6 protein-coding genes are annotated in these 16,159 nt (G+C 71.5%); 2 read left to right on the forward strand and 4 right to left on the reverse strand.

Features of this window, described 5'->3' with window-relative positions; genetic code table 11:
- Nucleotides 1-29 precede the first annotated feature (29 nt).
- The 3 genes from PVK74_RS07370 to PVK74_RS07380 are packed head-to-tail and all read right to left on the reverse strand — an operon-like array spanning nt 30 to nt 2,582.
- Nucleotides 30-824, reverse strand: coding sequence for an isocitrate lyase/PEP mutase family protein (locus tag PVK74_RS07370; RefSeq protein WP_274478612.1), 795 nt, complete (start codon nt 822-824; stop codon nt 30-32).
- Nucleotides 821-1,783 carry a cytochrome P450 gene (locus tag PVK74_RS07375; protein ID WP_227457184.1) on the reverse strand — a complete coding sequence of 321 codons (963 nt, stop codon included), beginning with the start codon at nt 1,781-1,783 and terminating at the stop codon, nt 821-823. The genes PVK74_RS07370 and PVK74_RS07375 overlap by 4 nt, the downstream gene beginning before the upstream one ends.
- 55 nt (nt 1,784-1,838) lie before the next feature.
- Nucleotides 1,839-2,582 carry an ArsR/SmtB family transcription factor gene (locus tag PVK74_RS07380; protein ID WP_274478613.1) on the reverse strand — a complete coding sequence of 248 codons (744 nt, stop codon included), beginning with the start codon at nt 2,580-2,582 and terminating at the stop codon, nt 1,839-1,841.
- 123 nt (nt 2,583-2,705) lie between these two features.
- Here PVK74_RS07380 and PVK74_RS07385 point away from each other — a divergent pair, with 123 nt between their 5' ends.
- Nucleotides 2,706-3,035 (forward strand): glycoside hydrolase family protein, encoded by a 330-nt coding sequence (locus PVK74_RS07385; protein ID WP_227457183.1) that lies wholly within the window; start codon nt 2,706-2,708, stop codon nt 3,033-3,035.
- Nucleotides 3,036-3,077: 42 nt separating this feature from the next.
- Entirely contained in the window at nt 3,078-4,889 is a 1,812-nt protein-coding gene (locus tag PVK74_RS07390) for a family 43 glycosylhydrolase (protein WP_274478614.1), read from the forward strand.
- A gap of 1,052 nt (nt 4,890-5,941) precedes the next feature.
- On the opposite strand, the gene PVK74_RS07395 is transcribed toward PVK74_RS07390, so the two are convergent.
- Nucleotides 5,942-15,835 (reverse strand): LamG-like jellyroll fold domain-containing protein, encoded by a 9,894-nt coding sequence (locus PVK74_RS07395; RefSeq protein WP_274478615.1) that lies wholly within the window; start codon nt 15,833-15,835, stop codon nt 5,942-5,944.
- Nucleotides 15,836-16,159: the final 324 nt, after the last annotated feature.

The following is a 16,159-nucleotide window of genomic DNA, read 5'->3' on the forward strand; positions in this document are numbered from 1 at the left end:
AATCTCCCATCTCTGCCGAAGGCGCCCGATCAGGTGGCGAACCGCCGCGTCAGCGCCTGCACCTCGTCGTATCCGGGCGGCGCCGGCAGTCCCGCGTCGTGCCCGGCGGCGATCGCGTCCGCGAGGTGCAGCGCCGCGCCGAGGGCCGCCCGGAACAGCAGCGAGCCGGTGCTCACCCGGGCGGCGCCGAGCCGGCCCAGCGCGGCCGGGTCCGGGCCGCCCGGCCGGTACAGCACGTTCACCGGCAACCCGGCCTCGGCCGCCAGCCCGCCCACCACGTCGTCGGGCACGCCCGGCACGAACAGGCCGTCCGCCCCGGCCGCACGGTAGGCCGCCGCCCGTCGCCGCGCCTCGTCCAGCGGCGACGGGACCTCCAGCCACCAGGCGTCGGTGCGGGCGTTGACGAACATCCCCGGTACGGCCGCGCGGACCGCCGCGATCGTGGCGACCACGTGTTCCGCCGGGGCCAGGCGCCCGTCCGGGCGGCCGTCCTCCAGGTTCACGCCGACCACGCCGAGCGCGGCCAGCTCACCGACGTAGCGCGCCACCTCGGCCGGTTCGTCGTGGAAGCCGTCCTCGATGTCGACGGTGAGCAGCGCCGGCAGGCGCCGCAGCCGGTACGCCAGTTCCAGCGTCTCGGCCCGGGTCGCCCGGACCGCGTCCGGCCGGCCGGCGGCCGCCGCAACGCCCAGACTCGTCGTGCCGATCGCTGGGAAGCCCCGGTCGGCGAGCGCCGCGGCGGAGGCGTGGTCCCAGGCGTTCGGCAGCAGCAGCGGGTCGCCGGGCCGGTGCAGGTCACGGAACGCGCGGTACCTGTCGGTCATCGCCGGCCCCCCTCGATCAGCGCGCCGGAGGCGTGGCGCAGCACGCCGACCACGCCGGCCGCCAGGGCGAGCGCGTGCCGCTGCCCCGGGCAGCCACGGGCACCGGCGCCGAAGGTCAGCACCGCGTCCGCCGGGTCGGCCCGGAACCGGTCCGGCTCGGCGAAGACGGCCGGGTCGCGGTTGGCCGCGTCGAACCGCAGCAGCAGCCGCTCCCCCGCCCGTACCGCCCGGCCGCCCAGGCTCAGCGCCTCGGTGGCGACCCGGCGGGTGGCCCGTACCGGTGGGTCGAGGCGCAGCACCTCGGCGAGCAGCGTGGTCGTGGCGAGCCCGTCCGGCGCGGCGCGTCCGTGCCGGACGGCGGCGTCGATCAGCCCGGCGGTGGCGTCGGCGGCCTGCACCAGCAGCCCGAGCCGGTTCGCGGTCACCTCGGCCGGGCCCGGCGGCGACATCGCCACCAGCGCCGCGACCGCCCGGTTCGCCCCCTCAACCGTCGCCGGGTCGGCGCCCGGGTGGTAGGCGGCGGCCACCGCGCACACCTCCGCGACGGCCGCCGCCGGGTCGGCCAGGCCGAGCCGCTCCGCCAGCACCTCAACGGGTACGCGCCGAGCCGGCTCACCCGTCACCTCCACGACGTCCTCGCGCGACGCGCCGTCGAGGATCTGCCCGGTCAGCCGCGCGGCGGCAAGGCTCAGCTCCGCCGGGTCGAGAGTGTCCAGCGCGGCCGTCCCGAGTGCGCGGCGCGCGGCGTGCCGGTCGGGTGGGCTGAACCGGCTCACCGTGCCGCGCAGCCAGGCGAGGGTGCCCTCCGGTCCGGGCGGTGCCGCCGGCACCACGCAGCGGCTGTCGGTCAGGGCGGCGACGACGTCCGCGTACCGGGTGAGCACCCAGCCGTCGTCGCCGAGCGTCGGCGGCCCGCAGGGCGGGGTGCCCGGAGCAGCCATGATCGTAGGTAGGTCCATCGCCCGACCGTATGGCGCGGACAGTTCGGTCCCGGCCGAACGATCCGCGCGGCCCTCAGGCGCGCGCCGGGCCGGTGTCCCGGGTGGCGGGCGGCGCCAGCAGCGCCGGGTCGAGCGCGAGCGCCTCGGCCAGCGCGTCCCGCCCGGCCGGGGTGAGCCGCACCGCCCGCCCGGCGCCCCGCGTCGTCCAGCCGAGGTCGAAGAAGCGCCGACACAGGGCCGCCCCGAGCGCCCCGGCCAGGTGCGGACGCCGTTCGGTCCAGTCGAGGCAGTCGCGTACGAGCGGTCGCCGGGCGGCGCGCAGCGGCTCCACCGGCACGCCCAGACCGTCCAGCCAGGACACTCCGGCACCGGTCAGCGCCAGGCCGCCGGACCGGTCGAGCACGCCGCGGTCGAGCAGCGCGTCGTGCAGCAGCACGCCGAGCCGCCCGGCCAGGTGGTCGTAGCAGGTGCGGGCGTACGCCAGGGCGGTGGCGGCCGACGCGGCGCGCAACGTGCGGGGCGGGGTCGCCGGGGCGGGCGCCCGCGCCGCCAGGTCCTCGACGAGCTGCGCGACGGCCGGGCCGGCGAGGCGGACGTACCGGTGGCGGCCCTGCCGCTCCTCGACCAGCAGGCCGCCCGTCACCAGCCGGGTGAGGTGGTCGCTGGCGGTGGACGGAGTGACCCCGGCGGCGCGGGCGAGTTCCCCGGCGGTCCAGGCGCGCCCGTCGAGCAGCGTGAGGCAGAAGCCGGCCCGGGTCGGGTCGGCGAGCAGCGCGGCGAACCCGGCCAGCCCTCGGCCGTCGGCGCGGATGGTCATCCGCCCATGCTGGCACGGCCACGGTTCGGGTCGCGCCGAACGGTGCCGGGGCTCTTTACACACGCCTCTCCAACGTTGCAAAGCGGTGGTACGCACCTCCGTCTCTTCCCGAGGGCAGGCCCGATGGGACACCTCCGCCGCGGTGGCGCGCTCGCCGCCGTACTCACGCTTCTGCTCGCCGGCGCGGCGCCCGCGTCCGCCGCCGGGCCCGACCGCTACCGCAACCCGGTCTCCGCCGGGTTCGCCGACACCTTCGCCGACCCGGTCGTGATGCGCGGCGACGGCGGACTCTGGTACGCCTTCGGCACCTCCGACCAGCTGCGCGAGGGCGGGGGCCGCGCGCACCGGGTGCCGATCGCCCGCTCACTTGACCTGGTCGACTGGTCCTTCGTGGGCGACGCGTTCACGCCGGACCAACGGCCCGCCTACGCCGCGCCCGGCTCGGCGTTCTGAGCGCCCGACGTGCGGCGCGTGGCGGGCCGGTGGGTCATGTACATGACCGTCACCGACACATGCGTCTCCGACGACACGTTCGACACCGCGGTCGGCGTGGCCACCGCGCCGAGCCCGGCCGGCCCGTGGACGTTCGCCGACACGCCGGTGGTCGCCCCGCGACCGGGCGCGGGCGGCGGTTACCCGTGGACCATCGACCCGAGCCAGCTCACCGGCGCCGACGGACGCCACTGGCTCTACTACGGCGGCATCTCGGTCACCGAGCTGTCCCCGGACGGGCTGCGCGCGGTCGGCACGCCGACGCCGGTCGCGATCGACAACAAGTTCGAAGGCGCGTACGTGCTGCGCCGCGACGGCTGGTACTACCTGTTCGCGTCCACCGCGAACTGCTGCGCCGGCCCGGCCACCGGCTACTCCGTCCAGGTCGGCCGGTCCCGTGACCCGCGCGGCCCGTTCACCGACCGCGACGGCCAGCGCCTCGACGCCTCCCGGGCCGGCGGCACGCCGGTACTCACCCAGAACGGCAACCGCTGGATCGGCACCGGGCACAACGCGGTCCTCACCGACCTGTCCGGACAGGACTGGATCGCCTACCACGCGATCGACCGCGCCGACCCGCACCTGGACGAGCCGTTCGGCGTCAACGAGCGGCCGATGCTGCTGGACCGGCTCGACTGGATCGACGGATGGCCCACTGTGAACGCGGGCGCCGGCCCCTCCGACACCGCCCGCACCGCGCCGGTCACCACCGGCCCGATCGACGCCCGCTTCGCCACCGCCGACCTGCGCGGCTGGCGCGCCGAACACGGCCGCTGGCAGGCCACCGGCGGAGCGCTGACCGGCACCGGCACGCTCACCTCGCGTACCCGGATCGGCGGTGACCTGCGCGCGGAGACCGACCTGCGGCTGACCGGCGCGGCCACCGTCGGCCTGCGGCGTCACGGCGTGGACGTCCGCGTCGGGCGCGGCCGGCTCACGGCGGGCGCCGCGTCCACCGCGCTGCCCGCCGGCCTCGACCTGCGCGACCGGCACAACCTCGCGATCGAGGTACGCGGACAGCAGCTCGTCGCCACGCTCAGCCCGTCGCGCCTCGGCGACCCGGTGGCCCAGGTGACGACACGGCTCCCCCGCCCCGCGGCGGGCAACCTGTCCGTGCGCGCCGAGGGCGGCCCGGCCGAGTTCGACAACGTCAGCGCCGTCCGGCTGTACCGTCCCGTCCGGCACGCCGTCCCGGACCCCCGGGTTGGCCCGGTGCTGCGCGGCTACTCCGACGAGTTCACCGGCGGGCTCGACCCGGCCTGGCAGTGGGTACGCCAGGACCCGGCCGCCACGGTGAGCGGCGGCGCGCTGCGCTGGCCGGTGCAGAACGCCGACCTGTCCGGCACCGGCAACACCGCAGGGGTGCTGCTGCGCGACGCGCCGGCCGGGAACTACGTCGCCGAGACGAAGGTGACGCTCGACCTGGGCGAGGACAGCGTGCGCAACTATCAGCAGGCGGGCCTTATCGCGTACGTCGACGACGACCGCTTCGCCCGGCTGACCCAGGTGGCGATCTGGAACACCCGGCAGGTCGAGTACGGCTACGAACTGCCCGTCGCCGGTCAGCCCGTGTACGGCGGCAGCATCGTCGGCACCCCCGGCACCACCACCTGGCTGCGGCTGGCCCACCGGGTCGACCCGGTGAACGGCGAACACGAGTTCCGGGCCGGGTCCAGCCGGGACGGGAAGCGCTGGACGTGGGGCGCGGTGTGGACGTTCCCGGCGGACACGACGCCCCGGATCGGGCTGGTGGCGCACGGCGGAGCGACTCCGGCGGTGACGGCGGAGTTCGACTACCTGCGCTTCCACCGCTGACGCTCGACTGAGAGTCGTGTGTGCCCACGAGCATCGACCCCGCCTCGGTCAAGGCGGGGCCGATGCTCAGTGAACAGCCGCGAGCTTCACGTGACGGGCTGACTCCCCCGGTGCACGCATCCTGGAAGGAAGGCCATCGACGACGAGTACCCGACCGCATTCTGAATCGCACTAATCGGTCAGACAACGACAACCAGGGCCCGAATTCAATCAACTTAAGAGAATCAAAAAAGCAAACCCGACGACCAGGCTGCTTTGAATTGACGACACCCGCAAGCGAACACATAGGCGGATCACGATGTGTCAGCCGGCCGACGTCTAACCGCCCAACACACGGACACTGAATTGAGCTATTCACCTTCGACCGCATTGCGAATACTAGCCCCGCTACAACGGGCAACTATTCACACTAACCAGCTTGTGCTTGTGGACCTGGCCGTCAACAATTAGTTGAAGGGCCTGAGAATTGCCGGCCGAATGACGCAACTGCTGCAACCAGCAGTCCCGACCCACCCAGCCCAAAGGAAGCCGAGCCGCCGGCCATATTTCCGACAATTCTTCGGCCAACCCAAGCCCTCTCTCAGTCAGATCAAGCCGACCTGCCGCAGCAGGAACAAGGACAGCATCTTCAACCTCGCTTACAGCGGGAGGCAAACCACATTCAGCCCGCTCCCGCACGAAGCGATGATACTCCTCAATGACTTCTTCAATTGACGGAGGATCTCCAAGAGAAAGTGGACTCTGCTCAGACATTCGACGGAACGCATCCAGACGCACCTCTTCGTGCCGATCAAAGCCTATCGACTCCTGAATCCCGGAGCTTCGACTAAGTCGACGAGACATCGTCAGCGTGACGACTGGGAATTCGCGCGTCAGAGCGTGGACGTGGGCGGTGGGAAAGTACGAATCTCCCGCGGTAGACAGATCCAGTGCGATTCCCTGGAGCACGGGTCCGATGCGGCGAACAAGGCGCAGCGGTCGCCATTTACTGAAACCGGGAAATGCTCCGGCCCAATCTGATGTCACACTCTTTTTAGACGCACTGCCCCTGCTCATGGATTTACCTCAATCGTAAGCCACGCGCCCGGCACATTATCCGCGTTGTTGTCCGCCTGCGCCCTGCCAATCCCTCGCCCCGGCCGGAGAACGAACTTGTAGTCGTAGATAATACCACTGGCGGGATCGAAGACATCTGGGCGGGCACTACCTGCCGTCCCGCGAGGCACCGGAAGGCCGCCCAGATAGCTCTGCTCAGTAACCAGACCCCGGTTGCCGTAAATGCCTTGGTATCGCTGGAGCAGCTTGTCTGCGTAGGCATGCTTCGCCGTACCTGCAACAGCTCCACTTCCACCGATCTTGCGCTCAGCCCGTGTCGCGATTGCTTGGATGAGGTCTGCATCGGAAGGGTTGGTAGATCCGTTGCAGGTGCATGCGACTCCATTCGGCGCGACACCGCCGCTGCAGTTGTGGACCAGCAGCGGCTCGTCGCCAGCGAGCACATGGTACGTGTGCAGGCCGTCGACGGTCAGGTTGTAGACCGTCTCCCACTCGGAGGACTCGGTCGTACGCACCGCCGTGGCGGGCCGGTGGTCGCCGGTCTCGAAGACGTAGCCCGGCCGGATGTCCTTGGCGTCGACCCAGCGGCCCTCGCTGGCGACCCAGAACGGGTGCCTGTCCGTAGCCGTCAACTTCTCGGTGCGGTCGCCCTGCTTGCCGTCCACGTCCACTGTCACCTGGACGAGCTTCTTGACGCCGGTGCCGATGATCAGTGCGGTCACCACCCGCACCTCGGTGCGGCCGGTGGTCGGATCGGTCGCGACGACCCGGTCCCCGACCTTGACCTCGCTGATCGGCTTGGTCTTGCCGCCGGCCATCAGGACCCGGGTCTCCCCGGTGAAGCTGTTCCCGCAGCCACCGCGCCCAAGGATCTTGCTGCCCAGGGAGCGGGTCTGCCCCACGATCGCCCGCGCCTCGCCCAGACCGGCGCTGACCGCCTTGCCACCGGCCGACCGCAGCCCACCGCTGAGGCCACCCAGCCCGGCCTTGATCGCCGCACCGCCGATGGAGCCGAGCGCCCCGCCGAGCGCGCCGGTCACCGCACCCAGCGCCGCCGTTCCGGCCAGGTCCCATCCCCGCTTGCCGTTCATGTAGCCGGTGACCGCGGAGCCGACCGCGCCGGCAAGCGCACCACAGGCGACCGCGCCCACGCCGGTCCAGCCGATCGCTGCGCCACAGCCCAGGCCGACGACGGTGCCGGCGACGAAGCCGGCGATGTCAGCCTTGTGGTCCTCGACGAACTGCGTCGCCTTGTCCCAGACGGCCGAGACACCCTCGGTGATCGAGCCGACCGCCTTTGCCGCGTCGAGCCACAGTTTCTGCTTGAACTTCTGCGGATCCTTGATGGCCATCGTCGTGGCCGACACGATGGCCGGCAGCATCTTGAAGCCGGTCGAAACGATCTTCCCGAGCCCGATGAGCGGCTTGGTCAATGCCTGCACCACGGGCAGCTTCGTGAACTGGACTAGCTTCTTCGTGGCCGCCTGGGCCTTCGCCTGGACGACCTTCTTGAGCTGTTGCGCCTGCACTATCGCGGCGCTGGCTTTCTTCTTCGCCCAGTCGATCTTCTCGCTGATGCTGGCCCGCACAGCCTTGACCGCCTGGCCGAGGAGCCTCCCTGCGCTCCTCGCCTTCTCGGCCACCCAGCTGGCCCCCAGCGAGACCAGGGCACCGGCGACACGGATCGCGGAGTCGACGAAATTCACCGTGGCCGTCACCACGCTGACCGTCGCCTGCACCACGGACGTCGCGGCGCTGGCCATCCGCTTCAGCAACCGGGGCCAGTGGCCGTCCGGGTCGTCGAAGTCCAGCGGGGCGCCGGCGGCGTACGTGTAGCGGTTGGCCAGGATCGAGTCGCCCTTGACGTAGTTGACGCTGTCCCGGGAGGTGAACCCGCCCGTGCCGGGGTCGTACCAGCGGGCGCCCATGTCGACCTGGCCGGTGGCCGGGTCGGTCCAGTCGCCCTGGTAGCCCAGCCGGCCGGTGTTGCCGACGCTGGCGGTCCGCTTGCCGAACGGGTCGTACGCGGTGGAGTCACTCAAGCTGGACAGTTGGGTGTCGCCCGGGTTGATGGCGGCGATCACGTCACCGTGCGCGTCGGTGAGCGACAGCCGCTTGTCCGAGCCGATACCGGTGGCGAGCAGCTCGTTGCCCGTCCCCCGGCCGTAGTACTCGGCGCCGTCGTGCACCACGTCGTCGGTCAGGCCCGCGTAGACGAACGGCGTCCCGGAGCGGACCAGCACCCGGTCGAGGCTGTCGTACTGGTAGGTCTGGTCCTTGGCGGCGGTGAGCCGGTCGAAGGCGTCGAACGAGTACTGCTCGGTCAGGCCGGAGCTGGTCCGCGACCGCAGCGTGCCACGCGGGGTGTACGTGTAGGTGTAGTCGCCGTCGGAGATCAGCCGGTTGCGTTCGTCGAAGCTGGCCGTCTTCGACCCGGCCCTGACCCGGTTGCCGCTGGCGTCCCAGGCGTAGGCGACGGTGCCCGCCGCCGACGTCCAGCCGGTCAGCCGGCCCGCCTTGTCGTAGGTGTAGCTGTTGGTGCCGGCGCCCGCGGTGCCGGTGGTGTTCTTGCTGGTGACATGGCCGTTCAGGTCGAAGCCGTAGCTCACCGACGCGACGACCTGGTTGGCGGAGTTGCGCAGCACGTCGCTGTCGACCCGGCCGTAGTCGTCGTACCCGAACGTCCGTACCCGGCCCGCGCCGTAGTCGATCGACTGGACGTCGCCGGCCGCGTTGTAGCCGTACTTCTGCCGCTGCCCCGTGATCCCGTCAGTGGCCGTGTCCAGGCGGCCCTTGACGTACCCGAAGCTCGCCGTGCCCGTGACGTCCGTGCGGCTGGTCATCAGGCCGTCGTCGTCGTACCCGAAGCTCGCCGACCCCGACGGACCGCTCGCGGTGAGCAGCTGGCCCCTGTCGTTGTAGGTGTAGGTGTTGTCGCCGCCCGGGGCGGCGACCTTCGTGAGCCGGCCGGCCCTGTCGTAACCCAGCGTGCGGGCCGTGGTGGCCGTCTCGCCGCCGGAGCCGGTCTCCCCGATCAGCCGGCCGGACGCGTCGTAGTCGCGGGTGCGGCTCACCCCGCCGGGTGCGAGCAGCCGCACCGGGTTGCTGTCGGAGTCGTACCCGATGGTCCAGGTGCGGTCGGCCGGCGCCGGGTGGCTCGCCGTCGCCGGCTCGATCGCCGACTCCGGCAGGCCCAGACTGTTGTACGTGAAGATGGTGGAGTTGAGCCGGCCGTCGGTGTAGCGGGTGCGGTTGCCGGCTGCGTCGTAGCCGAACGTGGTGGTGATCGACTCGGTGGCGGTGACCGGCTCGATCTGCTTCACCAGCCGGTCGGCGGCGTCGTACTCGAAGCTGGTGACCGTGTTGTACGGGTCGGTCGCCGACACCACGTTGCCGGCGATGTCGTAGCCGTAGCTCTGCGACCGCAGCACCGAGCCGTCCGGCTTCAGGTCGCTCTCGGCGACCCGGTTGCCGAACAGGTCGAAGGTCGTCCGGTTGGCGCGCCCCAGCCCGTCGGAGACGCGGACCTGCCGTCCGACGTGGTCGTACCCGAAGAGGTTGGCCTCGCCGGTCGGCCTGGTGGTACGGGTGATCGCGCCGACCGAGTCGTAGGTGTTGACAGTGGTCGCGCCGCTCGGTGAGACGACGGAGGTGATGTTGCCGGCGTCGTCGTAGGTCATCCGGGTAACCAGATTGCGCGTGGTCGGCTGCCGCTCGACCAGCGTCTGGGTGACCTGCCGGTCGAGGTCGTCGTAGGTCGACTCGGTCCGCACGCCGGTCGGTCCGGTGACCGAGAGGACCTCGCCGGTGCGGGTGTAGGTGTAGCTGGTGACCGCCCGGTCGTCGTTCGTCTTCGCCGGCTCGTCGCGGGTGACCATCCGGTTGAGCTGGTCGTAGGTGAAGCGGGTGGTGCCGGCCGGGTCGATCTCCTCGACCACGTTGCCGACCGGGTCGTACGAGCGCCGCACCTCCGGGGTGACCGGCTGGGTAACGCCGGGCGCCTGGTACGTCGGGGCGACGCTGCGCACCAGCCGGCCCAGCTTGTCGAACTCCGCCCGGTTGACCAGTCCGCGCGCGTCGCGCATCCCGGTCGCCTCGCCGAACGTGTTGTAGCCGACGGTGCTGGTCGGGCTGGTCTGGGTGGCCGCGCCGCCGTTGCTCTCCGCGGCGACGGTCGGACCGACCACGGCGACCTGACGGCCCAGCTCGTCGTACCGGTAGGTGGTGGTGTAGGCGGCCGGGTCCGCGCCGGTCACGTTGCCGCGTGGGTCGGTCTCGGTCAGCCGCAGGCCGCGCTTGTCGTAGGTGTAGCTGGTGATCCGCGACTGACCGTCGGCCACGACCTTCTCGGTGCGGACGTTTCCGGCGTTGTCGTGGGTGTACTCGACCGTCTCCGAGGTGACCGCCACGGTCCATGGCAGGTTCGACGGGTTGCCGGTACGCACCGACTTCGTGACGTTGCCGTTCTCGTCGTACGTGAGGGTGGTGGTGCGGCGCAGGCCGCTGGGGTCGACGACGGAGCTGGTGACCTTGCCGGAGCGGTCCGGCGTGTAGTCGGTGACCTGGGTGCCGTTGCCGGCCACCTTGCGCGTCACGTTTCCGGCGCCGTCGTAGGTGTTCTCCTCCACGACGTAGTCGCGCCGGGTGCCGTCCGGGTTGCGGAAACCCTTGAGGGTGATCTTGTGGAGCAGGTCGTCCCGGTAGTACTCGTACTCCAGGCGCCGGCCCATCGCGTCGGTGTCGCTGGCCAGCCGCCCGGCGAAGTCGTACGAGTAGGAGTGCAGCACCAGGTAGTCGCCGGTGCCGGTGCCGGGCGAGCCCGCCGGGTCGCTGCGCCAGTCCCGCAGCCGCACCTCGGCCACCTTGTTCTGGGCCGTGTACGCCCAGTCGTACCGGTTGCCGTTGGCGTCGGTCATGGTGGTCTTGTTGCCGAAGCGGTCGTAGCCGTAGGTGGTCTCGTTGCCCTCGGCGTCGACCACCCGGGACGGGCGGCCCTGGTCGTCGTACTCGGTGGTGGTCACCCGTTCGGTGTCACCACCGAGCAGGTCGGCGACCGTCACCTTGGTCTGGTTGCCGTCGGCGTCGTACTCCGTGGTGGTCCGGCTCTGGTGCCGGGTGCCGTCCACGGCGTCGGTGGTGACCGGGCCGGTGACGGTGGCGACGCGGGAGTGCTTGTCGTAGGTGATGGTGGTGGTGACGCCGGCGGGGTAGGTGTCGGAGATCGTTTTCTCGGTGAGCCGCCGGCCCAGCGCGTCGTAGGTGTACTCGGTGACCAGCCCCAGCGGATCGGTGCTGCGGGCCAGGTCGCCGTTGCTGTAGTAGGCCAGCGAGGTGACCTTGCCGCGGGCGTCGGTGCTGCTGGCGAGCAGGCCGGCGGGGACGTTGCCGCCGCCGACGGCCGCCTCCGCGCCGGTGGTGTAGCTGTGGTTGACCTCGCTGCCGTCCGGGTTGGTCTGCTTCTTCAGCTGCCCGCTGGCCTCGTACTCCATGGAGGTGCGGTACCTGGTGTCGGTAGCGTTGTCGGACCGGCCGTCGCGCGTCTCGACCGCCAGGTCCTTGCGCGGGTCGAACGGGTTGGTGATCGTCGCCGAGTAGGTGTAGTAGTTCGTGAAGCACTGGGTGGCGGTGCGGCAGTTCTTCCGCGTGGCCATCCGGCCCTCGCCGTCGTAGGTCATCTCGACCGTGTCACCGTTCTCGTTGGTGACCTTGGTCTGCATGCCCTTTTCGTCGTAGGTGAAGGAGCGGATCGCCATCCCGTCGAGCGGGTGCCGGACGAAGACCGGTCCGTCCGCGTCGTCCGGGATGACGGTGCAGAAGGCGGGGTCGTTCGGGTCCGGCTGGGAGCAGGTCGGCGTGGGGCTGGGGCTCGGCGACGGGGTCGGCTGGCTCGGCTGGTCCTCCGGCCGGGTCTCGATGCCCAGCGGGGTGCCGGAGCGCAGCATCTGCCCGCCGAGCGCGTCGTACTCGTACAGGTAGGGGCGGTTCGCCGGGTCGAGGACCTGGACGCTGCGGCGCAGGTCGGCGTCGCCGCCGTAGACGGTGGGCTGGCCGAGCTTCCAGGTGCCGCCGTCGTCGTCGGTGTACTCCTTGACCCGGTCCGTGGACGTGTCGTACTCCACCTCGGTGGCGACCCGTCCACTGGGCAGGGTCACCCGGGTGAGCTGCTGCGCGGCCGGGCGGGCGTACTGGTAGTGGGCCGCGACGGTGGCCGGGCCCAGCGGCCGCGAGTAGACCGCCACCTCGTCGACCGCGCCGGCGAAGTACCGCTGCGCGGTGCTGCCCCAGGCCGGCCAGGAGGCGGGCGTGGTGGCCGTGGCGAGGCCGACCTGGTTGAACGTCAGCGCGCCCGCGTCGATGGTCTGCCCGGTCAACTGCCCCACCTTGACCCCGTCGAGGTACATGGTCTGGGTGTTGGCCATCGCGGAGAGCACGACGTGGTGCCACTTGTTGTCGTTGACAGTCGTCGTGGAGGTGATGGGCGAGATCGTCCCGGTGGCGAACTGTCCGCGCAGCTTGCCGTCGGTGCCGGTGTAGAGGACCGGTACGCCGCTCGTCGCCGCCGTGCCGACCGCCTTGTCCTGGTAGCCGACGAGCGGCCCGCCGGTCTGGGTGAGCCCGATCTTGAACCACAGCTCGACCGACGCGTCCCGGCTCTTCTTCACCAGCCCCTTCGGCAGTTCCAGGTAGGCCGAGGTGCCGTTGAAGGCGGCGGCGGTGCCGGTGGTGCCCTCGACGACGCCCGGCTGCGCCAGCGTGACGTTGCGGTAGACAGCCGCGTCCTTGCCGAGGTTGATCGCCACCTCGCTGCCCGCCGCGGTGCCCTCGGACTCACCGAGCCGGTAGTACGAGTCCGGCTTGGCGTCCAGAACGGCGGACCGGTAGTGCGACCCGGCCGCATATTCGTAGCTGGTGCACGCCGAGCCCGGGCCGCAGACCTTGGTGAGCAGGTCCCCGGTGTAGGTGTAGGTCCAGGTGAGGGACGCGCCGTCGACCGGGTTGGTGCTGACCGACGTGATGCGGTTCCCGGTCCAGGCGAAGGTCAGGTACCGGCCGGCGGTGTTGGTCAGGCTGTTGGACACCTGCGCTTTGGTCAGCTTGCCGGTCATCAGGTCGTAGCTGAGCAGCACCGAACGGGACGAGATGTCGGTGATCTTCTGGAGCTTGCCGAGCAGGGAGAACACGTACGTCACGCCGGACCGGTCGAGCAGGGTCCACTTGGTCGAGTCGACGGTGAGCTTGGCGACCCGGCCGGCGGGCGCGGCGTAGGTGCCGTCGCTGTTGCGGCCGAAACGCACCTCCTGCCCGTCCGGGTAGCGGATCACCACGTTGCCGGAACCGTCGTCGTCCGGGACCAGGGCCATGTCGTACCGGCTGGACCAGCCGGCGCCGAACACCCCTGTGGTGCGCGGGTCGAGGCTGTTGTAGGTGCGGCCCAGGTTGAGCTCCGGCCCGACGGTGGCGACCGTGGCGTCGATCGCGGCGGTGGAGAAGTTGCCGGTCTGCGCGTCGAACTCGCGTCCCTGCTCCGCGCCGGGCGCCGTGCCCACCCGGGACAGCAGGTCCGGCTGCGGCACGGCGGCGGTCAGCACCGAGTACGGCGAGATCACCTCACTGGCGGTGTCCTTGACGTACGCCCGCCACATGTAGTTCTTGCTCCAGGCCAGCCGGCCGGTGGGCACCGCCCAGGACTGCTTGTTCTGGTAACCGGAGTTGGTGCAGTTGGTGGCCGCGCCCGCGTCGGTGCGGTCGCAGATCTCGAACTTGAACGACAGCGACGAACCGGGCGGCGCGTCGGTGTCCACTGCGCGCGCCCAGAGCAGCGGGGTCAGCGTGCCCGCCTGGTACCCGTTGCCCGGGTACAGCTCCTGCACCACCGGCGGCACGTCGAAGACCTGGAGCACGATGCGTCCGGGCGGCACCTGCTGGTCGGTGAAGACGATCCCGCCGTTGCGGACCATGGTGAAGTCGAGGAAGTACGAGCCCGGCGGCAGCGCCTTGACGGTGGCGTCCAGCGTGACCTTGGCGCCGCGCGCCAGGGTGGCCGGCAGGCTGGCCGCGCGCTGCTGGGTGACCGCCGCGCCGGTGCTCGCGTTGTAGACCCGGTACGCCAGGTAGTAGTTGCTCGGCGACCACGCCTCGGCGCCGAGGTTGGTGACGGTGACCTTGACCTTGCCGTCCTGGTTGCGCAGGACCGGCGGCTCGGGCGTCGGCTTCGGTATTGCGTACGCGGCGTTGTACGGCGTGTGGGTGACGTAGAGCGCCGGCGGGTTGGCGGTTCCGGTGCCGGCGAACTTCTTCCAGGCCGTGCCGTCGGTGGCGGAGGCGCGCAGGGACAGCCCGTTGTTCGCCTGCGTCCCGTTGGCCCAGCGCTGCACGAGGTTGCGGCCCCCGGCGCCCAGGTCGAACATCTCGCCCGCCGCCGGACACGCCGACTGGGACTGCCCGAGGGCGACGTATCCGTGGGCGAAGGAGCGGGTGGCGAGCGCGCCGCCGACGGCCGGACCCGGGTACGAGTAGCCGGTGCCGGCGGTCCACGACCCGGTCACCGGGTGCACCGACACCGCCCGCGCCTTGCAGGAGGCGGCGTCGAAGTTGACCACCGACAGCGCCGCGCCCAGGATCGTGTGGTTCTGCAGCCGGCTGACCAGGCTGCCGAACTTCAGGTACGCCGCCGCGCTCTGGCCACCCGAGCGGCCGACCAGCAGTTCACTGCCGCCGGAGGTGGAGCTGCCACCGTGGACGTACATGCTGCTGTCGGACGTGATCGGGTCGACGGCCGGGCCGACCGTGGGGTCGACCTCGACCGGGAAGACCCGGGCGGGGTCGGCGAGCCACGCCCGGTCGAGCGTCATCCGCAACGCCGGCTGCCCGCCCTCGGTCACCAGCTGATAGGTCACGCCGGTGGAGGTGGCCGGACCGGCGGCACCGGCCCCTGAGTCGATCATGTAGCCGGGCGGGATGATCCCCCGCTCGCGGCCCTGCCGATCGGTCAGGACGACGTGGCCGTCGAGGAGCTTCGCGGTGAGGCCGCGCAGGCGCAGCGGAAAGAGGTAGCTCGTCGGCGCCGCCGCCGAACGCAGCACCAGCGTCTCCTTCACGCCACCCGCGCGCGGCTCCAGGCGCAGGTCGACCCCGGCGAGCACGCCGGGGTAGGTGACCGCCCGGGCTTCGGCGCGACCCGGGACGGCGGACGCCCCGGACAGGCCGAAGGAGAATTCGGTGTCACCGTCGAACGACAGCCGGGCGACGTCCGGGACCGCGCCGTGGGCGCCGAGCCGCAGACCGACCGAGTCCGCCTTGGTACGCCACCCGTCGGTCACCGGCGCCAGGTCGAGGTCGATCGGAGCCCAACTGCCGTCCGCGCGGCGGTAGTTGATCGGCGTGGACGAGAACTCGGTGGTCTGCGTGCCGTCGGCGTTGTCGTAGACCCGCTGGCCGGCAGTGCGCTCGGTGGCGCGTTCCCGGCTGGTGCGCTTGTCGTAGCCGCGCGCCTCGGCGACGGGTGCGGTGGCGACACGCGCGGTGTTCCGGCCCGCCGGCGCCTTGGTGTCCAACGTGTGCAGCGGGAACCTGCTGCGCGTCGACCGCGGCACGTCCCGGTTCACCGACCCGGGCTCGACGTGCGACCGCCCTGCCGCCGACCCCCACCGCTGGCCGGGCTTGGCGCCGGGGTCGATCCGGCCGCTGCCGGCTCGTGCCTCCCGGGCCGCGTCGGCCGAGAGCGCGGGCACGCCGCTGCCGCCGAGGTTGAGCGTCAGCGTGCCGACCAGGGCGACGGCCACCGCCGACCGGACGGCGGTGGCACCCAGCGGCGACCGCCGGCGGGCCCGGGAAGGGTCCCGCAGCAGGCGTGCGCGCAGGTCGGACAGGCGGGGCGGGCGGAGTGGCATGGAGACCCCTGGTCGGGAGACGGAACGGTGCCGGCGGGCGTGCGGCGGCGGAACCGCGCCACGTGGCGGCGGTTCGTCAACGGCACGGCTGTCCGGCCGGGCAGAAGGAGCCGGCCGTGGTGAAAAAGCTCAGGAAATTCCGGTCGGCGTCGGCTTGGACGCGACGCCCCGGGCGACGGCAATAGGCCGTTCGCCGCACGGTCTCCAGCAGAAAACAGACGGACAGATAGCCACAGCTTCACACCCCCGTGTGCTGCTACTCATCAATGCGCCGCTGTACAGTGACAGCACCACAGCGGACTGTCAAGGCCGACCGCCGAGATG

The sequence above is a fragment of the Micromonospora chalcea genome, assembly GCF_028768405.1.
Taxonomy (GTDB): Bacteria; Actinomycetota; Actinomycetes; order Mycobacteriales; family Micromonosporaceae; genus Micromonospora; species Micromonospora chalcea.

Bases quoted from the DNA above. Each gene is read 5' to 3' on its own strand.
- PVK74_RS07385 (WP_227457183.1), top strand. From the start codon at position 2,706: ATGGGACACCTCCGCCGCGGTGGCGCGCTCGCCGCCGTACTCACGCTT.
- PVK74_RS07390 (WP_274478614.1), top strand. From the start codon at position 3,078: ATGACCGTCACCGACACATGCGTCTCCGACGACACGTTCGACACCGCG.
- PVK74_RS07395 (WP_274478615.1), bottom strand. From the start codon at position 15,835: ATGCCACTCCGCCCGCCCCGCCTGTCCGACCTGCGCGCACGCCTGCTG.
- PVK74_RS07370 (WP_274478612.1), bottom strand. From the start codon at position 824: ATGACCGACAGGTACCGCGCGTTCCGTGACCTGCACCGGCCCGGCGAC.
- PVK74_RS07380 (WP_274478613.1), bottom strand. From the start codon at position 2,582: ATGACCATCCGCGCCGACGGCCGAGGGCTGGCCGGGTTCGCCGCGCTG.
- PVK74_RS07375 (WP_227457184.1), bottom strand. From the start codon at position 1,783: ATGGACCTACCTACGATCATGGCTGCTCCGGGCACCCCGCCCTGCGGG.